This window comes from Shinella sp. GW821-FHT11G07 (assembly GCF_058808115.1).
Map to the genome: position 1 here is coordinate 390,677 of NZ_JBXARJ010000003.1, position 20,068 is coordinate 410,744.

The window sequence follows — 20,068 nt, forward strand, 5'->3', positions numbered from 1 at the left end:
GCCTTAGAACGGCCACCAGCTAGACCCACCCTGCTTGGCCGCCTTAGCTTCCTTCTTGCGGCGACGCTCCTTGGTCTTTTCCGGCTCGCCGAGATCAGCCTGGGCCTCCTCGGGAAGGCGGCGGTAGTCCAGCGGCGGATCGCTCAGGTAGCGGCGCTTGTCGGAATAGGCGCCCATCTCCAGCCGACGTGCCTCGCGATAGGCGGCCGTCTGCTCGGATGCGGAGAGCTTGCGGTTCGTCGTGCCCTGATTGGCGAGCGGAGACCGGTAGTTCACGTCACCGCTGTTTTCATCCGCTTCCGCCCGCAGGCGTTGGCGCATGTCCTCGGGGCTTTCCAGCCATCCTGGATTGTTCTTGCCGGAAACAGAATCCTGCGGCGTGGTCAGTGCAGTTTGATCCTTCGGCACAACGAGGCCGCCGCGCGGCTGGTAGCGGATCTTTTTCGCTTCCTCATTGTCGGGCTGAACCATGACGGCGTTGCCGACGTCTTCCACCAGCTGCTCGCCGACGCTCTTGCCCGTGCCGTAGGTCGGTCCCATGCAGCCGGTCAAAAGGAAACTTCCGCCCAAAAGACCGATCAGGCCGGTACGCACCCGAATATTTCGCGTCATTCCCATGAATACCCTTCCAGCAGAGCCGGCGCCCCAAAGCTCAAGCACGGCAATAGATCGCCGTGCCATGGCGGAAAAATCCGACCATTTTCAGGCAGCAATACCGGATGAAGCATGGAAGTGCAATTCATCCGGGGGATCGACGGCCGGAAAGCCCCGGCCGTCAACAGGCAGACCCGTCAGGCGGCGCGGCGAAAGCCGATTTCGCGCAGCGCCGCAGCGTCACGCGCCGAGACATCCGGATAGTCCGCATCCGCGCCGACATCCGTGGTGATGCGCCAGGAGCGCGCGCACTTGGTGCCCTCGGCAAGCTTCGGCTCGACCGCAACCTTGGCGACCTCCGGCAGGCGGAAGGCGTCAGCCGGGCCGTCGCCGGAAACAACCGATATGGCCGAGGTGATGCAGATTTCCGCAAAATCCTGGCCTTCGAGCGCTTCCAGCAGCGCCGGGTCGTTTATGTAGACGACCGGAGCCGCTTCCAGCGAGGCGCCGATACGCTTCTCGCGGCGCTCGATCTCCAGCGCGCCGGTCACGACCGAACGCACGCTGCGGATCTTTTCCCACTTGGCTTCCAGCGCATCGTTACGCCATTCGGCCGGCACGTCCGGGAACTGCTCGAGATGGACCGATACGGCATCGGGCTTGCGCGACAGCCAGGCCTCTTCCATCGTGAAGGGCAGCATGGGTGCCAGCCAGGTGACGAGGCAGTCGAACAGCTTGCGGATGACCGAAAGCGAGGCGCGGCGCTTCAGCGAGGACGGGGCGTCGCAGTAGAGCGCATCCTTGCGGACGTCGAAGTAGAAGGCCGAGAGCTCGACGTTCGAAAAATCGATGAGCGCGCGGGTGATCTTCTTGAAGTCGAAGGCGTCGTAGCCTTCGCGCACGAGCGCATCGAGTTCCGACAGCCGATGCAACATCAGCTTTTCCAGCTCCGGCATGTCGGCATAGGCGATCTCCTCGCCCGTGTCGTGTGCCAGCGTGCCCAGCATCCAGCGCACCGTGTTGCGCAGCTTGCGGTAAGCGTCGATGTTGGTCTGGATGATCGTCTTGCCGAGGCGCTGGTCTTCCCAGTAGTCGGTGGTCATGACCCAGAGACGCAGGATATCGGCGCCCGATTCCTTCATCACGTCCTGCGGCGAGACGACGTTGCCCTTGGACTTCGACTGCTTCTCGCCCTTCTCGTCCATGGTGAAGCCATGGGTGACGACGGCATTGTAGGGCGCACGGCCACGCGTTGCGCAGCTTTCGAGCAGCGACGAGTGGAACCAGCCGCGATGCTGGTCGGAGCCCTCCAGATAGACGTCGGCCGGCCATTTCAGGTCCGGGCGGTCTTCCAGCGTGAAGGTGTGCGTCGAGCCCGAGTCGAACCAAACGTCGAGGATATCCATGACCTGCGTCCACTTGGACTGGTCGTGGTCGGGGCCAAGGAAACGTGCCTTGGCGCCCTCGGCGAACCAGGCGTCCGCACCCTCCTGCTCGAAGGCTTCGAGGATGCGGGCATTGACGGCCTCATCGACCAGCACGCTGCCATTCTCATCGGCGAAGACGGCGATCGGGACGCCCCAGGCGCGCTGGCGCGACAGCACCCAGTCCGGGCGGCCTTCGATCATGGCGCGCAGGCGGTTCTGGCCGGCCGCGGGCACGAAGCGCGTGTCGTCGATCGCCTTCAGCGAACGCGAACGCAGCGTCGTGCCGTCGCCGAGTTCCTTGTCCATGTAGACGAACCATTGCGGCGTGTTGCGGAAGATGACCGGCTTCTTGGAGCGCCAGGAATGCGGGTACGAGTGCTTCAGGCGACCGCGGGCGAACAGCGTGTTCGAGGCGATCAGCGCCTTGATGACGCGCTCGTTGGCGTCGCCCTTCTTGCCGTTGTCGTCCATGACGCGCGCACCGTCGAAGCCGGGGGCGTCGGCGGTGTAGAAGCCGGCATCGTCGACCGGGAACGGGATCTTCGAAGAGATGCCGCGCGCTTCCAGTTCGCGAGCCTTCGACGTCCAGGCGTCAAAGTCTTCGCGGCCGTGGCTCGGCGCGGTGTGCACGAAGCCGGTACCGGCATCGTCGGTGACGTGATCACCATCGAGCACCGGGACCTTGAAGTCGTAGCCGAGATCCTTCAACGGATGGGCGCAGACGACCGCCGCCAGTTCTTCAGGCGCGATATCGCGGACGTACTTGAACGTGAGCTTCGCCTTGGCAGCTGCCTCATCGGCAAGGCGTGTCCCGAAGATCAGTTTTTCGCCGGGCTGCGGGCCAAAATCGTTCTGCGCGCTTTCGACCTCGAACAGGCCGTAGGGGTAACGCGACGAGAAGGCGATGGCGCGGTTGCCGGGGATCGTCCAGGGGGTCGTTGTCCAGATGACGACGAAATTGCCGAGAAGATCGGCCGGACCTTCGGTCACCGGGAATTTCACCCAGATCATGTCGCTCTCGACATCGGCATATTCGACTTCGGCTTCCGCCAGCGCCGTGCGCTCGACGACGGACCACATGACCGGCTTCGAGCCGCGATAGAGCTGGCCGCTCTTGGCGATCTTCAAAAGTTCGCCGGCGATGCGTGATTCCGCGTGGAAGTTCATCGTCGTGTAGGGATTGTCGAAGTCGCCCTCGATGCCGAGGCGCTTGAACTCGTCGGACTGGATCTTGATCCAGCCGGCCGCGAAGTCGCGGCATTCCTGGCGGAACTCGTTGACCGGAACCTCGTCCTTGTTCTTGCCCTTCTCGCGGTACTTCTCCTCGATCTTCCATTCGATCGGAAGGCCGTGGCAGTCCCAGCCGGGCACGTAGTTCGAGTCGTAGCCGCGCATCTGGAACGAGCGGGTGATGACGTCCTTGAGGATCTTGTTCAGCGCGTGGCCGATATGGATGTTGCCGTTGGCATAGGGCGGGCCGTCGTGCAGCACGAACTTTTCACGGCCGGCGGCGGAGGCGCGCAGCTTCTTGTAGAGACCCATCTGCTGCCAGCGGGCCACCGTTTCCGGCTCCTTCGTCGGCAGGCCGGCGCGCATCGGGAAATCCGTCTGCGGCAGGTAGAGGGTGGCAGAATAATCGACTTTTTCGGGCGTATCGGTCATGGGTGGAGCTATCGTCTTTTCGCGCGCGTTTGCGCATGCGGGGAATATTGTCAGGTACTGGTACCGACGGCGGGGGCGTCCTCAAAACAACGCCCGAAATCCCGGACCTTCCGGCCTCGCTCAGAGCGCGCGGAAGGCCGGGCCACTAATTCGCAGATCGATGGTCAGCCGGTGGAGCATCATGCGCGCGGTCTTACGGCCTTTTCGCCGGTTTGAAAAGACGGCGGCGCCGTATTCATCGCCTCACAAAACGAATGTTGCCTAGGCGTCATCGTATCCGCGGTGGCCGTGTGCCGTATGCGCTCCACAAGGCCAACCGCACCTGTGGCGTTTCACGCCGCAAGACGACCGGCATGCTCTCACGCATTTCGCGACGAAAACGCGATGCGTTGCGCGCGCCCCAAACACCGGCAAAACGCTCACCGGTCGCATCGTTCAGGAAGATCGCCACACCGCCAAATGCGTCGCTCAAGCCGCCGCCTCCTTCGCCGCCATAGACTGCGACGACCCGGTCTATCGGCGCGATGGTGACGACGGTGTTTCCAGAGGGGGCGAAATTCGCCGAACGGAAAATGTAGAGCGGGCAAGGCGCGTCTGACATCACGGTCAGAAACAGAGGCGCTGGTCGATGGCCCCGAGCGGCTTGACGCCGGAAAGCAGCGCCCGCGCCTCCTCCTCGTCACGCTTCATCTGCACGACGAGCGCGTCGAGGCCATCGAATTTCAGCTCGTCGCGCAGGTGCCCGAAGAAGGAGACGGCGGAGACTTCACCGTAGAGGTCGCCCGAGAAATCGAAGAGGAAGGTTTCGAGCAGCGGGGCGCCGTTCGACGTGACCGTCGGGCGGCGGCCATAGCTGGCGACGCCGTCGTGCAGGCTGCCATCCGGGCGGCGGAACCGCACAGCATAGATGCCGTTGCGCAATTCCACTTCCGGCGGAAGCTGCATGTTGGCGGTCGGATAGCCCAATGTGCGGCCGAGCTGCTTGCCGCCGATCACCTCGGCCTCGACCGTATAGTGGTAACCGAGCTGGCCGGACGCCTCGACGACGGCTCCCTCGCCAAGCAGGGCACGGACGAAGCTCGACGAGATCACCGAGGCATTCTCGTCGCGAAAGGCATCGACCAGGGTGACGCCGAAACCATTGTCCTGGCCAGCGGCCATCAGGAAGGCCGGGCCGCCTTCCCTGCCCTTGCCGAAATGGAAATCGAAGCCGGTGACAACCTCGGAGGCGTGCAGCCAATCCATCAGGATGGCGCGGATGAAGTCGTGCGCCGATATTTCGGAGAAGTTGCGATCGAAGGGATATTCGATGACGGCGGAAAAACCCATGCCTTCGAGGATGCGGGCCTTCAACGGTGCCGGCGTCAGTCGGAAGACGGGGCGCTCCGGTCGGAAGACGGTGCGCGGATGTGGCTCGAAGGTGAGCACGAGAGCGGGGATGCCGCGCTCGGCGGCAAGATCGAGCGCCCGTTGCAGCACGGCCTGGTGGCCACGGTGCACGCCGTCGAAATTGCCGATGGCAATGACGCCGCCGCGCAGATGCTCCGGCAGTGGCTGTTTCGTCTCGTTCCTGTGAAATACCGTCATGCCGACCGTCTCCGTCCCGTCACTGCAGCCGGGGCATCCACCACTTCGGGTGGGCATTTTCCTGAGCGAGAAAGCGTTCCAATCTTGCCTCGTCCGTGCGGCCGGCTTCAACATATTCCTGCGCATGGATGCCGCCGGAAATATAGAGCACATCGAGACCAAAGGCTTCAGCGCCGCGTACATCGGTCGGCATGCCGTCGCCGATGGCGATGACGCGCGACAGGTCGAAGGCGCCACGCACATCCTTAGCCTCCGCAATCGACTTTTCGTAGATCGGCCGATGCGGCTTGCCGGCGATCTGGCTGGTGCAGCCGAGCTCTTCGTAAAGCTTCGCGAGCGCCCCGGCGCATGGAATGAGGCGGTGGCCGCGCTCGACGACGAGGTCCGGGTTGGCGCAGATGAAGGGCAGTTTTTTCGCGGCAAGTGCGGTCAGCTCCGCGCGATAATCCTCGACGGTATCCTTCTCGTCTTCGCGAAGGCCGGCGCAAACGACGATGCCCGCCTCCTCCAGGCCGACCAGCTCGACGCCGAGGCCATCGAGCAGGGCCAAGTCCTTTTCCGCGCCGATGAAATAGATTTTCTTCGGGCCCTGCGCGATCAACGCACGGGTGACGTCGCCCGATGTGACGATGCGATCATAGGAATCATCGGTGACGCCGAGGCCGCGGATCTGCACTTTCACGCCCGGATGCGGGCGCGGCGAATTGGTGATGAGCACGACGGTGAGGCCGGCCGCGCGGGCCTCGGCGAGTGCCTCCGAGGCATAGGAAAAGGCTTCGACGCCATTGTGCAGGACGCCCCAGACGTCGCAGAGCACCACGTCATAGTGCGCGGTGATATCGCGGAAGGATTGGATGCGGTGAGCCATCAGGGATTCCCGTGTCGAGGTCGAGCCCGGCTGACATTGCAAAGCGACGCCAAGAAAACAAGCCTCTCCACACAATTTTGCCGCATCGGCGGAGAAACTGCCGGAAATTCATCAGCCTGACTTGATGGCGTGCGATTTCGCTCCCATCTGGCGGCGGCGGTAACCATTCGCGGCAAAATAATTTCCCGTCGCTCTTCTTGACTCGAAAAGCCTCGCCGCCTATCTCCAGGCCGCTAGCACTCCTAAACAGTGAGTGCTAACACTCATCCATCGGATCCAGTTCGGGATCCGCAATGTCATTCGATCGAGGGATAAGACAATGGCAAGCACCACCTTCCGCCCGCTTCACGATCGCGTCGTCGTTCGTCGCGTTGAATCTGAAGCCAAGACCAAGGGCGGCATCATCATTCCTGACACCGCCAAGGAAAAGCCGCAGGAAGGCGAAATCGTCGCCGTCGGTTCCGGCGCTCGTGACGAGTCCGGCAAGGTTGTTCCGCTGGACGTCAAGGCTGGCGACCGCGTTCTGTTCGGCAAGTGGTCGGGCACCGAAGTCAAGCTCGACGGCGAAGACCTTCTGATCATGAAGGAAGCCGACATCATGGGCGTCATCGGCTGATTTAGCCGGTCATCCCTTTCCGAAATTCGCTGATACCTCTTTCAGGAGTTCACACAATGGCAGCCAAAGAAGTCAAATTCGGCCGCACCGCGCGCGAAAAGATGCTGCGTGGCGTCGACGTTCTCGCAGACGCAGTCAAGGTAACGCTCGGCCCGAAGGGTCGTAACGTCGTTATCGACAAGTCCTTCGGCGCACCGCGCATCACCAAGGACGGCGTTTCCGTCGCCAAGGAAATCGAACTGGAAGACAAGTTCGAGAACATGGGCGCCCAGCTCGTTCGCGAAGTCGCTTCCAAGACCAACGACATCGCCGGCGACGGCACGACGACTGCAACCGTTCTTGCCCAGGCTATCGTTCGCGAAGGCCACAAGGCTGTTGCCGCCGGCATGAACCCGATGGACCTGAAGCGCGGCATCGATCTCGCCGTTGCTGAAGTCGTCAAGGATCTCCAGGCCAAGGCCAAGAAGATCAACACCTCGGAAGAAGTTGCCCAGGTCGGCACGATCTCCGCAAACGGCGACAAGCAGGTCGGTCTCGACATTGCTGAAGCCATGCAGAAGGTCGGCAACGAAGGCGTCATCACGGTTGAAGAAGCCAAGACCGCCGAAACCGAACTCGAAGTCGTCGAAGGCATGCAGTTCGACCGCGGCTACCTGTCACCCTACTTCGTGACCAACCCGGAAAAGATGATCGCCGACCTCGAAGACGCTTTCATTCTCCTGCACGAGAAGAAGCTCTCGAACCTTCAGGCAATGCTGCCGGTTCTCGAAGCCGTCGTTCAGACCGGCAAGCCGCTGGTCATCATCGCTGAAGACGTCGAAGGCGAAGCGCTCGCAACGCTCGTCGTCAACAAGCTGCGTGGCGGCCTCAAGATCGCTGCCGTCAAGGCTCCTGGCTTCGGCGACCGCCGCAAGGCCATGCTGGAAGACATCGCCATCCTGACGGGCGGCACGGTCATCTCCGAAGACCTCGGCATCAAGCTCGAAAACGTAACGCTCGACATGCTCGGCCGTTCGAAGAAGGTTTCGATCTCCAAGGAAAACACGACGATCGTCGACGGTGCCGGCCAGAAGGCTGAAATCGAAGGCCGCGTCGCGCAGATCAAGGCCCAGATCGAAGAAACCACCTCCGACTACGACCGCGAGAAGCTGCAGGAACGTCTTGCCAAGCTCGCTGGCGGCGTTGCCGTCATCCGCGTCGGCGGTTCGACGGAAGTCGAAGTGAAGGAAAAGAAGGACCGCATCGACGACGCCCTCAACGCGACGCGCGCTGCTGTTCAGGAAGGCATCGTACCGGGCGGCGGCGTTGCCCTGCTGCGCTCTTCCACGAAGATCACCGTCAAGGGTGAAAACGACGACCAGGAAGCTGGCATCAACATCGTTCGCAAGGCGCTCCAGTCGCTGGTTCGCCAGATCGCCGAGAACGCTGGTGACGAAGCTTCGATCGTTGTCGGCAAGATCCTCGACAAGAACGAAGACAACTACGGCTACAACGCCCAGACCGGCGAATACGGCGACCTGATCGCGCTTGGCATCGTTGACCCGGTCAAGGTTGTCCGCACGGCTCTGCAGAACGCTGCTTCGGTTGCTTCGCTGCTGATCACGACGGAAGCCATGATCGCCGAACTGCCGAAGAAGGAATCCGCTGGCGGCATGCCTGGCGGTATGGGCGGCATGGGCGGTATGGACATGATGTAAGACCTTCGGGTCTTATATCTGAGCCATCCGGTTCAGTTCGGAAAGGGCGGTCTTCGGGCCGCCCTTTCTGCTTTGCTGCAGGGCTGGGCTGTATCGTTGCCGTGAAAAGAATTTTTCCAATCGTGCAATAATTATCAAAAAGCCGTTGCTGGCATCAGAAAACTAATTATAAAGGCGCCCCAAGTGAACTTTTCAGATTCACTCGGGGTTCAGGCGCTAAAATTCGACACTGTGTTGTCGGCTTGTTGCGAAGCCGGATTTCCCGAAGCATTGGATAGCACCCGCCGGGGACTGAACAAAGTCAGCGGCGGTCTTTACGCGTACACCCGGTCCGATCGACGGTAGGATCCGGGTATAGTTCAGTTCATGGAAAAATGGTTCGGCCGACTTCGGGGGTTGTCAGCCAACGCTGTCTTTTTAGCATGTCACGGGCCTCAAGGGACGGACATGTTCGGCAAAATTCGAGCAACTGCCTGAGGTCGTGGGTGTTCAAGATAATCAAGACTGATCTCTCGTCGCCCTTTCTGCCGGGCTCGATGGAATTCGACGAGACGGACAACGAACTGTTGACGCAGTATTGCGTGACAGAGCGCTGGACCGGCGATCTTTCCAACGGCCTGTTCACGCTCGGTGACAAGGCCGCGCTGGCGCATGGCCTGCCGCAGCGTGCCTGCGGCCTGCTGAATCTTATCCGCTGCTACGAGCCGCTCGACCGCACGCGCGTGCTGGAGCTTTTCGAGCAGGCGGCCGCCACCTCGTCGTCCTTCTGTTTCTCCACGACGATCCACCTCGACGGCGCGCCGCGCCAACCGGTGTTCTGCGTCGGTGAATCGACGGGTCTCGAGGAGAAGTACGCCGGCACGATCATCGGCGTCTTCATCTTTCCCCGCTTCCAGATCGACCTCGCCGGCCGCCGCTTCAAGCGCCAGTAAGCCCGCTCAAGCGGCTTCGCTTGTCTCCACGTCGACCCGGATCCGCTCGATGGGCACCGGGCGCCCGAGGAAATAGCCCTGCGCCTCGTCGCAGCCTTCGTCCAGAAGGATGGCGAGCTGGCTGCTCGTCTCCACACCTTCGGCAAGCACCGGCACACGCAGCGACTGGCCGAGCGCCAGGATGGCACGGATGATGGCCTTTGCCTCGGGGCTCGCCTCGACTTCGCTCATGAAGCTGCGGTCGAGCTTGATCTTGTCGAAAGGGAAGGCGCGCAACGTTTCCAGCGACGAATAGCCCGTGCCGAAATCGTCGATGGCGATGGTGACGCCGAAAGCCTTGATGCGGCGCAGCGTCTGCAATGCGCGTTCCTTGTCGCCGATGATGGTCGACTCGGTGATCTCCAGCTCCAGCCGGCGCGGGTCGAGGCCGGTTTCCAGCAGGACACGATGTACGAGATCCGCGACATCGGCATTGCCGAGCTGCACCGGCGACAGGTTGACGGCGATCTTGTGCTCGTTGCCCCAGGTCGCGGCCTCGCGGCAGGCTTGCCGCAGCACCCATTCGCCGATCGGCAGGATGGCGCCGCACTCTTCGGCAATCGGGATGAAGTCCGACGGCGGGATCGTGCCACGTACCGGGTGGTGCCAGCGCAGCAGCACCTCGTAGCCGAGCGTCTCGCCGGTATTGACCGCCTTCTGCACCTGGTAGTGTAGTTGCAGTTCCTTGCGCTCCACGGCCTGCCAGAGGTCGTTGGCGATCAGGCGGCGGCTGCGGGCGGCCTCATCCATGGAAACCTCGTAGAAGCAGACCGTCTGGGTCAGTGCATCCTTGGCGCGGTACATGGCAAGGTCGGCATTGTTGAGCAGCGCTTCGATATTGTCGGCGTCCTGCGGATAGATCGCCACGCCGAGGCTCGCACCCGGCTTGATGTCGTAACCGTCGATACGGATTTCTGCGTTGAGGCAGGTTTCGAGGCGCTGGATGAAGTCGGTCAGCTCGGACATATCCTCGAAGCGCTTGGCGGCAGCGAATTCATCGCCGCCGAAACGGGCGATCGTTTCATCCGCCTCGAGGCAGGCCTCGATGCGCTTCGACAGGGTGACCAGCACCTCGTCGCCCGCCGCATGGCCGCGCGTGTCATTGATTTCCTTGAACTTGTCGAGGTCGATGCCGATCACCGCGACCTTGCCGCCGGAACGCTGCGCCGAATCGAGGTCTGCCTCAAGACGGTTGTTGAAGCTCGCTCGGTTCGGCAGGCCCGTCAGGTTGTCGTGGCGGGCGAGGAAGGAAATCTGCTCTTCGGAGCGCAGGCGATCGGACACGTCTTCATAGGTCGCAACCCATGCACCGTCCGGCAGCGTGCGGTAGCGCAGTTGCACCGAGGTGCCGTTCGGCAGCTTTTCCACGATGGCGCCGCCGTCATTGGCCTGGATGGCGGCGCGCCGGCGCGCATAGACGTCACGCGCCTTGGCCTGGCGGATATCGGGATCGGCAAACAAGGTGGCAACGCCCTGCTCGACGATCTCGCGCAGCGTCATGCCGGGCTGGATGTGACCTTCCGCGAAACCGAAGATTTCGCTGTAGCGCTTGTTCGCAATGAGCAGGTGCTCGTCCCTGTCGAACAGGCAAAGGCCCTGCGACATGTTTTCCAGCGCGAGATCAAGGTTTTTCGTCACCGCGGCGAGCCGGTCGGCATCGGCCTTTTCCTTCGTGACGTCCTTGGTGATCTTGGCGTAACCGACGAGCACGCCGCCGACATCATAGATGGGATCGATGACGACATGCGCCCAGAACCGGCCGCCGTCCTTCTTGTGGCGCCAGCCCTCGCTCTCGCATTTGCCTTCCTCCCGCGCAGTCCGCAAGGCCTGTTCGGGCAGGCCGGCAGCGCGGTCCTCCTCGCTGTAGAAGCGGGAAAAATGCTGGCCAACGATCTCGCGCGCCGTATAGCCCTTGCTGCGCTCGGCACCCTCGTTCCAGTTGGCGACACGGCCTTCCGGATCGAGCATGTAGATGGCGTAATCCTTCACGCCCTGCACGAGCATGGCGAACTGGCGCGTGCTTTCGCTGGCGGACAACTCCGCCTGCCGGGCAAAGACGGCGGCGGTCATGCCGGCAAACAGCAGCGAGAAGGCAACGACCGCAATCAGCGGCACCATCAGGCTCGCCGACAGCATCGTATCGTCGCTCACCGGCATCAGGCCCGGCTCGATCGTCACGGCCGCCATGCCTGTGAAATGCAGCGAAACGACGCCGAGTGCCATGAGCAGGGTTGCGAGCGCGCGGTCACGCACGGCGGCTTGCGGGCGCATGCAGAAGATGAGCGCCAAGGCACCAAAGATCGCGGCAAACGCCACCGAGGCTGCCACATAGGCATGATCCCAGACGATATGGCCCGGCAGCTCCAGCGCGGACATGCCGATATAGTGCATGGAGGTGATGCCGGCGCCCAGCAGCACGCCGCCCGCAACCGTGGCGCCTCGTCCGGGCACATAGGTGGCGAGCGAGAGCCCCATCGTCGTCACGACGATGGCCACCGCCAGGGACAGCAGCGTCGGCTCCATGTCGAACCCCATGGCAACGCCGGGATTATAGGCCAGCATGGCAATGAAATGCGTCGACCAGATGCCGAAGCCGCTGGATATGCCGGCCGCGCCAAGCCAGAGATTGCGCGCCGTGCCCTCCGCGGCCCGGGCCCTTTGCGCCAGCGTCACCGCCACATAGCAGGACAGGAAGCAGATAAAGGCCGCGAGCAGCACGAGACGAAGATCGTGCTCGACGGTCAGGCAGGTCAGAATGCGATACATGAAGGGTCACCGGGCGGGATCAAGATGACCCCACTCAGCGCGAGAACCCTAAAAAATGAGTGAATTCAGAAAGTATTGGGGAGCGCGATCCGGCCCCGCCTTTTATCATACTTAACGAATATCAAAACAATGCAACTGCCTCAGTGTGCGACAGTCGTGTCGTGCAACTCACGCAACGTAAGCGTCTCAGAGCGTGAGCGCCTTGAGGTCCGTCGCCGGGTCTTCAAGAGCGGCACGTTCCGGTGTACGGCCCATCTCGATCAGCTTCTTGCCGACCACATAGGCCTTGGCGTCGTTGACGGCGTCCACCGCGATCAGGCGCCCTTCGCGGAAATACCAGACGGAGACGCTTCCCTCGCGCTGGCCGACGCGGACGAACGTCTCGTCGAAGCCCATGCAGAAGCCGGCGATCTGGAGCTTGACGTCGTACTGGTCGGACCAGAACCACGGTTTCGGCTGATAGGGCGCATCGCCTCCGGCGATGACGGCGGCTGCAGCCTCCGCCTGGTCGACGGCGTTCTGTACGGATTCGAGCCGGACGCGATTGCCCTCGAAAGGCAGCACGGCGCAGTCACCCATCGCGAAGATCGCAGGATCGGACGTGCGGGCATGGGTATCCACGACAATGCCGCCCGCAACCTCCAGGCCCGCATCTCGCGCAAGGTCATCATTTGCCGTCACGCCGATGCCGGCGATCACCACGTCGACCGGCAACACGAACCCGTCCGTCAATTCCGCCCCGGTGACACGGCCGTTCTCGCCGAGAAGGCGCACCAGCCCGGTCTTTTCACGCACGTCGACGTCGCGCGCCGTGTGGATCGCCTTGAGGATGGTTGCCGTTGCCGGAGAAGCCACGCGGGCGAGAATGCGGTCGGCCATCTCGATGACGGTGACATGCAACCCCCTGCCCCGTGCGACGGCGGCGGCTTCAAGGCCGATGTAACCGCCACCGATGACTAGCGCCCGGCGGCCCTCCTGCATTTCGAGGCCCAAGCGGTCGGCATCGCGATAGTCGCGTACCGTAAAGACGCCATCGAGGTCGCCGCCGATCCCGGCCGGCAGACGGCGAGGCGTGGCACCAGTGGCGAGCGCGAGATAGGTATAGTGAAGAGTCGAACCGTCGCTCAGCGTCACCGTCTTTGCGGCGCGGTCGATGGAGGTGACCTCGGTGGACAGGCGGATATCGACATGGTTGTCGGGATACCAGTTTTCCGGACGGAACATCAGCCGACTGAGATCGGCCTCGCCGAGCAGGTATTTCTTGGAAAGCGGCGGGCGTTGGTAGGGATGGCTCGCCTCCGCGGCGATGATGGTGATTGGCCGCTCGTCCTTGAGCGCGCGCAGCTTTGCAACGAGGGCAAATGCGGCCTGACCGCCGCCCACTACAACCAGTCTTCCCGTCACGATATTTTCCGTCCCGTCTTTGTTTTACCCAGACGTACCGCGCGCCGGCGGGCGGCGTCAACTCATCGCCGCGCCGCCGGATTTTTCGTTTGCGTCAGGGCTTTGCCGGAATCTCGAGACCCTTCTGGGATGCCGGACGGGCGAGGCAGCGATCGAGCCAGGCCATGACGGCGGGGAAACTCGCATAGTCCAGGGCCTCGCGGCCGCCATAGAAGACATCCGCGCCACGGATCCACGGGAAGGTCGTGATGTCGGCAATGGTGTATTCGTCGCCCATGATAAATTGGCGATCCTTCAGGCGATCTTCCAATATGGAAAGCAGGCGCTTCGACTCGTCCCGATAACGCTCGACCGGATAGGAATTGTTGGCAATCTTGTCGGCGGCGAATTTGTGGAAATGCCCGAACTGGCCGAACATCGGGCCGACGCCGCTCATCTGGAACATCACCCAGGCCAGTGTTTCATACCGCCCAGCCGGATCGGTCGGGATCAGCTTGCCGGTCTTCTCGGCGAGATAGACGAGGATCGCGCCCGATTCAAAGAGGCCGATCGGCTTGCCGTCCGGGCCGTTCGGATCGACGATTGCCGGAATGCGCCCGTTCGGGTTCAGCGAGATGAAGTCCGGTGATTTGACGCCCTCCGGCCCGAATTCGATCCGATGAGCCTCATAGGCAAGGCCGAGTTCCTCCAGCGCAATCGATACCTTCACGCCATTCGGCGTCGGCAGCGAATAGAGCTGGATGATATCGGGATTCTTGGCTGGCCATTTCTTGGTGATGGGGAAGGACGACAAATCTGCCATGGAGCACTCCTTGCGATGGGAGTTCATAGATAGGACAGCTTGTCGGAGGATGTCAGGGTGAGTTGAGAATTTTCCGGTCGTGAACGGCGCGCGCCTCAGAGCACGCCGCGCACAGCCTCGATGATCTCCGCCACCACCGCATTGCCCTCGTGCTCGGGCTTGCGGGCGCGCACGAGGCAGGCTTCGGATTTCAGGATCACGCCATCGGAGAGGATCTTCAGGTGATTGGCCACCAGCGTTGAGCCCGTCGAGGTGATGTCGACGATGATATCGGCCGAGCCCGATGCCGGCGCGCCTTCCGTGGCTCCAAGGCTTTCGACGATGCGGTAGAGCTGGATGCCGTGGTTGCCGGAGAAGAACTTCTGGGTCAGCCGCCAGTATTTCGTGGCGATGGTGAGACGGCGGCCGTGGCGGGCGCGGAAATCGGCGGCGACGTCTCCGAGGTCGGCCATCGTATCGACGTCGAGCCAGATTTCCGGCACGGCGACGACGACATCCGCATGGCCGAAGCCGAGGCGGGCGCAGAATTCGACGCGGGCATCGGCTTCCGCCAACCCCTCACGCACCAGGTCTTCGCCCGTCACGCCGAAATCGACGGTCCCGTTGGCGATCTCGCGGGAGATTTCGGACGCGGACAGGAAGGCGATCTCGATGTCGTCGCGGCCTTCGACCCGGCCGCGATAGGAGCGGTCATTGCCGACGGCGGTGACGGTGAAACCGGCGCGGGCGAGCACGGCGGAGGAATCTTCCTTCATGCGCCCCTTGGACGGAAGGCCGATGGTGATGGTCATGCGGCGGCTCCCTTCACGCTCGCGATACGGTCGAGCCAGAGCGAGAAGCCGACCGCCGGAATACGCTCCTTGGCGCCGAGCAGCGTCAGCAGCCGGTCGAAACGACCACCACCGGCGAGCACCAGGCCCTCGCCTTCGATCTCGAAGACCAGGCCGGTATAATAATCGAGCGGACGGCCGAAGGCAGCGCGGTACGTGATGGTTTCGGGATCGACGCCCACCTTGCGAAGCGCGGCAACGCGGCTCTCGAAACGCTCCAGAGCTTCACCGAGCGACAGGCCCGCCTTGTCCGCGAAGGCAGCGAGCGCCTTCAATGCTTCGGCAAGGCTGAGTTCCAGCGCCAAAAATTCCTTGAGCAGCGCAAGCGTGCGGCTGTCGAGCCGCGTGCTGGCAAGTTCCATTTTTTCGCGCAGGCGTTTGGCAATGTCGGCCGGGCTACGGCTGGCATTGGTGGAATAGCCGGTCGCTTCCATGGTCTCGTCGATATGGGCGATGAGCGTCGCCTCGTCGTCGAGCTTGCCGAGAATGGCAAGGCGCTCGACCTCGGGGCCGAAGACGCCGGACGGCACGGGATTGGACAGGTCGGCCATCAGCTTTTGCAGCTGTGCCTGGTTGCCGAAGGCATGGACCAGCCGCTTCTGCCAGCCGGCCGGCAGGCCGCAGGCCGCGACCACCGCTTCGAAGACCGACTGGTCGCCGAGAACGATCGACAGGTTTATGCCCGGGAGGCGATTGGCGAGCACAGTAAAGGCATCAAAGACGGCACGCGCATCGGCTTGGGCGACATCCGGTTCGCCCAGATCCTCGATGCCGGCCTGGTAGAATTCGTTCGAGCCCTCGCGGCGCTGGCGAAAAACCTCGCCGAGATAGGCGTAGCGCTTCGGCGTGCCGGTCGCCGTTTCGATGTGGCGCAGGCACACGGGAATGGTGAATTCGGGGCGCAGGCACAGGCTCTTGCCGGTTTCGCTCTCCGTCATGAAAATGCGCCGACGCAGGTCCTCGCCCGCCATGTCGAGGAAGGGCTCGGCCGGCTGGATGACCGGCGTATCGACGCGCTCCGTGCCGAGCTTTTCCAGATCGGCAATCAGATCGGGCGCGAAGGCGGGGAGGTTGACGAGGGGCATGTCAGCCAGCCCGTGCCCGGTCTTCAGCCTGCGCCGCGAGGATTTCGCGAACCTTTTCCACGAGATCGGCTTCCGGCACGGAGACCTGCGCGACACGCGCTTCGCGCCAGGAGGTATTGTCCTCGATCTCGCCGGAAAGCCGCTTGCCTTCGATCAGGTCCTTGATCTGCACCACGCCTTCGGCCCGCTCGTCGCCGCCCTGGATGATGGCGATGGGGGCGTTGCGGCGATCGGCATATTTCAGCTGGTTGCCGAACTTCTTCCAGTTGCCCTGGTACATTTCGGCGCGGATGCCAGCGTTGCGCAGTTGCTGCGTGAAGCGCTGGTAGCGGCCCATGCTCTCGACGTCGCCGTCCATGACAGTGACCAGCACCGGCGCTATCACCTCGTCCTGCCCAAGCTTGCCGAGGTTCTTCAGCGCCGTCATCAGGCGCGAGACGCCGATGGAGAAACCGGTTGCCGGCACCGGCTGGCCCATGAAGCGCGAAACGAGACCATCATAACGACCGCCGCCGCCGACCGAGCCGAAGACGACCTTTTCGCCCTTTTCGTTGGTCACGGCGAATTGCAGTTCGGCCTCGAAGACCGGGCCGGTGTAATATTCGAGGCCGCGCACGACGGAGGGGTCGATCTTGATGCGATCCGAACCGTAGCCCGCCGATGTGACGAGATGACCGATCTGGTTCAGCTCCTCGACGCCTTCACCACCCCGCGCACTACCTTCGAGCAGCTTTGCGAGGTCAGCGGCGCTTTCGGCATAATCCTTGATGCCGACGAAGAAGAGAACCTTTTCGATCTGCTCGGCATCCAGCCCCGCGCCCTTGGTGAAGTCGCCGGATTCATCCTTGCGGCCTGCACCAAGCAAAAGCTTCACACCCTCCGGGCCGAACTTGTCGAGCTTGTCGATAGCGCGCAGCACGTTGAGGCGGGCACCCGCCTTGTCCTCGCCGCCAAGGCCGATGGCCTCCATGACGCCGTCGAGAACCTTGCGGTTGTTGACGCGGATGACGTAGTCGCCGCGCGCAATGCCGAGGGCTTCCATCGTGTCGGCCATCATCATGCACATTTCGGCATCCGCCTGGACGCCGGCGGCACCGACCGTATCGGCGTCGAACTGCATGAACTGGCGGAAGCGGCCCGGGCCGGGCTTCTCGTTGCGGAAGACGTAGCCGGCGCGATAGGTGCGGTAGGGCAGCTGGATTTCGTTGAAGTTTTCCGCGACATGGCGGGCAAGCGGCGCGGTCAGGTCGTAGCGCAGGCTCATCCACTGGTCATCGTCGTCCTGCAGTGAGAACACGCCCTCGTTCGGACGGTCGCTGTCGGGCAGGAATTTTCCGAGCGCGTCGGTATATTCGAAGAGCGGGGTTTCCACCGGATCGAAGCCATAATGCTCGTAGACAGCGCGGATCTTCGCGGTCATTTCGTTGACAGCGCGGATATCCGCGGCATCACGATCGACAAAGCCGCGCGGCAGGCGGGCTCTCAGCTTCTGCGGTTTTTTCTGCTTTTCGCTCATCGCGATACCCGAAATTCCTGTATTTCCGTTGCGGTTTCCCTAGCGGATTGGGCGGGCAGCGGCAAGGCGCAAAAGCCGCATGTCAGGGCCGGCGCGACAGCTGATCCCAACTGTGCACGATGACGGCGGAGGCATGCGGCGCCTGCGCCACGGGAATAAGCGTCGAATGTGTATCGCCGCGGATGATGCCGCGCATCTCCGACTGGAAGGAGAGCCGCTTCATCTGCACATACCCCTCCGGTATCGACGTCATGGAGAGCGCCGTGCGTCCGTAGATGTCGATGCTGGCGACTTCACGCGCATAGAGGCTGGCGACGAGCCCCTGGTCTTCCAGGCAATCCCGGTAGGAACCGGTAATATAGCGCCGGATGCTGGTGCCGACGACGGCGCGCATTTCCGGGCTTTCGCGATATTCCTGTTGGGAGCCGCCGAGATAGCGGATGTCGGGGCCCTCCCAGAGATTGCGGCTTTCCCGCGAGGCAAGGATCGAGGTCAAAAGCCGTCGCTCGGTCTGTGCATCGGCGCGACGCAGGAAATCGACGATGGCGCCGGTCGCCCTGAGATCGGGCACTGCGATACCGCGCTCCCAGCGCGAGACGGTGGTGGAGGAGAAGCCCAGCTTCCACGCGATATCGTCCTGCGTCAGCCCGACCTTGAGACGGTAGGCGCGCAACTGGTCGACAAGATCGTGACCAATGGTGACAACGAAACCGGCCAAATTCAACCCCTGGGGGAAAAATTGATAAAACACATCCTTCAGTGGAGTAAACGACCAGCCGCTCCGCTTTCGGCGTCGCTCGATGTCGGCTACCCTTAAGGATAGGTAAACGACCATCCTTGCCATTTGGCAAGCGGCCTTGCGGGGCTTTTGCGCGCGTTTTCCGAACCGGCGACGGCCAGATGGGGCCGGGGGGCCTGGCCGTCGCCGGCCGCATATCCCTCCACCATCGGCTGAAAGCTCGGCGGACCGACCGAATGGCATTGAAACCGATCATGATTCCCACGCCTCTCGCCTCGGTGGCCGAGTTCATGGGCATAGACCCTCGCGAACTGGAACACGCCTTCATCTGCGAGGAGTGGAGCGCCGAACTTGCGACCGGCCTTGTGCGGCTCGGCCCGCAGGCGGCCGCCCTGCACGATATCCCGAGCGTCCGGTGCGGCGTCATGGACCTGATCCAGCGTTATGAGCCGACCGAACGGCAGAAGGTGTTGTTAGCGCTGGAAGAGGCGGCGACGATTGCCACCACCTTCAGCTTCGCAACGGCGATCCGTCCAGGCCCTGGCCTCTACCGGCCCGTCTTCTGCTTCGGCCGGTCCTACACGGAAGACGGCACGAGCGGCGCCATTCACGCCACCTTTGCCATCGCGCGCCGCTGTCTCGAGATGCCATCAGCAAGCCGCGGCCCGTTGAACTGACCCTTTTCTTTTGCGCGGGCAGCGCCTATCTCTCCCCTCATGAGACAGATCCTCTTCGTCTTCGCCATTCTGGGCGCCGTACTTTCCGGCTGGGTGCCGGCGATCGCGGCGACGCTCAGCGTTGCGCAGCCGGCCGGCATGCATGCCATGCACCAGATGGCCACGGAGAAGGACGACAGCGAACACGGCAACACGTCCAAGCCCGCCGCGCATCCCGTTGCCTGTTCCGCCTGTTTCGCGATCGAGGTTGCCGGGCTTGATCCGGTGCGCCAGACGCTCGACGTTTCAAGTCATGCCTCGGCCGCAGTGCCGCAACTGATCGGCCTGGCCCTGCCGCCGCTCGATCCCCCTCCCCGGTCCTGACCAGTACGTGACGGAATGCCGGGCGTTTTGCGCCCGGTCCTCAATCCTGTTCAGAACTGGAAAATCCAATGAACGCAAAGACCATGTTTCTCGGCGCAGCCCTGACGCTCGCCTTCGCCCTGCCCGCAATCGCCCAGGAAGCCGACCATTCCGGCCACCAGGGCATGACGATGGAAGCCCCGGCCGGCGACCAGAGCGCCTCCACAAAGGCCTTCATCGACGCCAATGCGAAGATGCACAAGGGCATGGAGATCGACTTTACCGGCAATGCCGACGTCGACTTCGTGCGCGGCATGATCGCCCATCACCAGGGCGCCATCGACATGGCGAAGGTCGAGCTGGAATACGGCAAGGATGAAGCCATCCGCACGCTTGCGCAGGAGGTCATCACCGCGCAGGAAGGCGAGATCAAGATGATGGAAGCCTGGCTCGCCAACAACGCCAAGTAAAACAGGAAGGCCCGC

General features: G+C 62.7%; 18 protein-coding genes. 6 read left to right on the top strand and 12 right to left on the bottom strand.

Features of this window, described 5'->3' with window-relative positions; translation table 11 throughout:
* Positions 1-3: 3 nt before the first annotated feature.
* The 5 genes from AC1RT2_RS08370 to AC1RT2_RS08390 form a co-directional block, all read right to left on the bottom strand.
* Entirely contained in the window at positions 4-618 is a 615-nt protein-coding gene (locus tag AC1RT2_RS08370) for a hypothetical protein (protein ID WP_444798768.1), read from the bottom strand.
* 173 nt (positions 619-791) lie between these two features.
* Positions 792-3,683 (bottom strand): isoleucine--tRNA ligase, encoded by a 2,892-nt coding sequence (gene ileS, locus AC1RT2_RS08375; RefSeq protein WP_493101033.1) that lies wholly within the window; start codon positions 3,681-3,683, stop codon positions 792-794.
* Between the two features lie 268 nt (positions 3,684-3,951).
* Positions 3,952-4,155 carry a hypothetical protein gene (locus tag AC1RT2_RS08380; protein WP_493101035.1) on the bottom strand — a complete coding sequence of 68 codons (204 nt, stop codon included), beginning with the start codon at positions 4,153-4,155 and terminating at the stop codon, positions 3,952-3,954.
* A gap of 134 nt (positions 4,156-4,289) precedes the next feature.
* Positions 4,290-5,270, bottom strand: coding sequence for a bifunctional riboflavin kinase/FAD synthetase (locus AC1RT2_RS08385; RefSeq protein ID WP_493101037.1), 981 nt, complete (start codon positions 5,268-5,270; stop codon positions 4,290-4,292).
* Between the two features lie 19 nt (positions 5,271-5,289).
* Complete coding sequence (locus tag AC1RT2_RS08390) at positions 5,290-6,138, bottom strand: TIGR01459 family HAD-type hydrolase (RefSeq protein ID WP_493101039.1); 849 nt, start codon at positions 6,136-6,138, stop codon at positions 5,290-5,292.
* Positions 6,139-6,457: 319 nt separating this feature from the next.
* On the opposite strand from AC1RT2_RS08390, the gene groES reads away from it, so the two are divergent.
* The 3 genes from groES to AC1RT2_RS08405 all read left to right on the top strand — a co-directional run bounded on the left by groES (position 6,458) and on the right by AC1RT2_RS08405 (position 9,383).
* Positions 6,458-6,754 carry a co-chaperone GroES gene (gene groES / locus AC1RT2_RS08395; RefSeq protein WP_069059687.1) on the top strand — a complete coding sequence of 99 codons (297 nt, stop codon included), beginning with the start codon at positions 6,458-6,460 and terminating at the stop codon, positions 6,752-6,754.
* A 56-nt stretch (positions 6,755-6,810) separates the two neighbouring features.
* The gene (gene groL / locus AC1RT2_RS08400) at positions 6,811-8,451 is read left to right on the top strand and encodes a chaperonin GroEL (protein WP_069059688.1); all 1,641 of its coding nucleotides are present in this window, start codon (positions 6,811-6,813) and stop codon (positions 8,449-8,451) included.
* 485 nt (positions 8,452-8,936) lie between these two features.
* The gene (locus AC1RT2_RS08405) at positions 8,937-9,383 is read left to right on the top strand and encodes a hypothetical protein (RefSeq protein ID WP_069059689.1); all 447 of its coding nucleotides are present in this window, start codon (positions 8,937-8,939) and stop codon (positions 9,381-9,383) included.
* Between the two features lie 6 nt (positions 9,384-9,389).
* On the opposite strand, the gene AC1RT2_RS08410 is transcribed toward AC1RT2_RS08405, so the two are convergent.
* From AC1RT2_RS08410 to AC1RT2_RS08440, 7 genes are all read right to left on the bottom strand, one after another.
* Positions 9,390-12,188: a bifunctional diguanylate cyclase/phosphodiesterase gene (locus AC1RT2_RS08410; protein ID WP_493101042.1), complete on the bottom strand. Its 2,799-nt coding sequence runs from the start codon at positions 12,186-12,188 to the stop codon at positions 9,390-9,392.
* Between the two features lie 186 nt (positions 12,189-12,374).
* A complete protein-coding gene (locus AC1RT2_RS08415; RefSeq protein WP_493101044.1) occupies positions 12,375-13,592 on the bottom strand; it encodes an NAD(P)/FAD-dependent oxidoreductase in 1,218 nt (405 codons plus the stop codon).
* Between the two features lie 94 nt (positions 13,593-13,686).
* Entirely contained in the window at positions 13,687-14,394 is a 708-nt protein-coding gene (locus tag AC1RT2_RS08420; RefSeq protein WP_493101046.1) for a glutathione S-transferase C-terminal domain-containing protein, read from the bottom strand.
* Positions 14,395-14,489: 95 nt separating this feature from the next.
* Positions 14,490-15,185 carry an ATP phosphoribosyltransferase gene (gene hisG, locus AC1RT2_RS08425; protein WP_069059693.1) on the bottom strand — a complete coding sequence of 232 codons (696 nt, stop codon included), beginning with the start codon at positions 15,183-15,185 and terminating at the stop codon, positions 14,490-14,492.
* Positions 15,182-16,309: an ATP phosphoribosyltransferase regulatory subunit gene (locus AC1RT2_RS08430; RefSeq protein WP_493101048.1), complete on the bottom strand. Its 1,128-nt coding sequence runs from the start codon at positions 16,307-16,309 to the stop codon at positions 15,182-15,184. The genes hisG and AC1RT2_RS08430 overlap by 4 nt, the downstream gene beginning before the upstream one ends.
* Position 16,310: 1 nt before the next feature.
* Positions 16,311-17,825, bottom strand: a complete 1,515-nt coding sequence (hisS, locus tag AC1RT2_RS08435; protein WP_493101050.1) for a histidine--tRNA ligase — start codon at positions 17,823-17,825, stop codon at positions 16,311-16,313.
* Positions 17,826-17,907: 82 nt separating this feature from the next.
* On the bottom strand, positions 17,908-18,543 hold the full coding sequence (locus AC1RT2_RS08440) for a helix-turn-helix domain-containing protein (protein WP_069059695.1): 636 nt from the start codon (positions 18,541-18,543) through the stop codon (positions 17,908-17,910).
* Between the two features lie 275 nt (positions 18,544-18,818).
* Between AC1RT2_RS08440 and AC1RT2_RS08445 the strand changes: the two genes are divergently transcribed.
* From AC1RT2_RS08445 to copM, 3 genes are all read left to right on the top strand, one after another.
* Entirely contained in the window at positions 18,819-19,241 is a 423-nt protein-coding gene (locus AC1RT2_RS08445; protein ID WP_150129933.1) for a hypothetical protein, read from the top strand.
* A 39-nt stretch (positions 19,242-19,280) separates the two neighbouring features.
* Complete coding sequence (locus AC1RT2_RS08450) at positions 19,281-19,604, top strand: hypothetical protein (protein WP_493101053.1); 324 nt, start codon at positions 19,281-19,283, stop codon at positions 19,602-19,604.
* 68 nt (positions 19,605-19,672) lie between these two features.
* A complete protein-coding gene (gene copM / locus AC1RT2_RS08455) occupies positions 19,673-20,053 on the top strand; it encodes a CopM family metallochaperone (RefSeq protein WP_069059698.1) in 381 nt (126 codons plus the stop codon).
* Positions 20,054-20,068 lie beyond the last annotated feature (15 nt).

Coding starts and splice junctions, on each gene's coding strand:
- AC1RT2_RS08420 (WP_493101046.1), bottom strand. CDS start 14,394: ATGGCAGATTTGTCGTCCTTCCCCATCACCAAGAAATGGCCAGCCAAG.
- AC1RT2_RS08450 (WP_493101053.1), top strand. CDS start 19,281: ATGAGACAGATCCTCTTCGTCTTCGCCATTCTGGGCGCCGTACTTTCC.
- hisG (WP_069059693.1), bottom strand. CDS start 15,185: ATGACCATCACCATCGGCCTTCCGTCCAAGGGGCGCATGAAGGAAGAT.
- AC1RT2_RS08385 (WP_493101037.1), bottom strand. CDS start 5,270: ATGACGGTATTTCACAGGAACGAGACGAAACAGCCACTGCCGGAGCAT.
- groL (WP_069059688.1), top strand. CDS start 6,811: ATGGCAGCCAAAGAAGTCAAATTCGGCCGCACCGCGCGCGAAAAGATG.
- hisS (WP_493101050.1), bottom strand. CDS start 17,825: ATGAGCGAAAAGCAGAAAAAACCGCAGAAGCTGAGAGCCCGCCTGCCG.
- ileS (WP_493101033.1), bottom strand. CDS start 3,683: ATGACCGATACGCCCGAAAAAGTCGATTATTCTGCCACCCTCTACCTG.
- AC1RT2_RS08430 (WP_493101048.1), bottom strand. CDS start 16,309: ATGCCCCTCGTCAACCTCCCCGCCTTCGCGCCCGATCTGATTGCCGAT.
- AC1RT2_RS08390 (WP_493101039.1), bottom strand. CDS start 6,138: ATGGCTCACCGCATCCAATCCTTCCGCGATATCACCGCGCACTATGAC.
- copM (WP_069059698.1), top strand. CDS start 19,673: ATGAACGCAAAGACCATGTTTCTCGGCGCAGCCCTGACGCTCGCCTTC.
- groES (WP_069059687.1), top strand. CDS start 6,458: ATGGCAAGCACCACCTTCCGCCCGCTTCACGATCGCGTCGTCGTTCGT.
- AC1RT2_RS08445 (WP_150129933.1), top strand. CDS start 18,819: ATGATTCCCACGCCTCTCGCCTCGGTGGCCGAGTTCATGGGCATAGAC.
- AC1RT2_RS08410 (WP_493101042.1), bottom strand. CDS start 12,188: ATGTATCGCATTCTGACCTGCCTGACCGTCGAGCACGATCTTCGTCTC.
- AC1RT2_RS08370 (WP_444798768.1), bottom strand. CDS start 618: ATGGGAATGACGCGAAATATTCGGGTGCGTACCGGCCTGATCGGTCTT.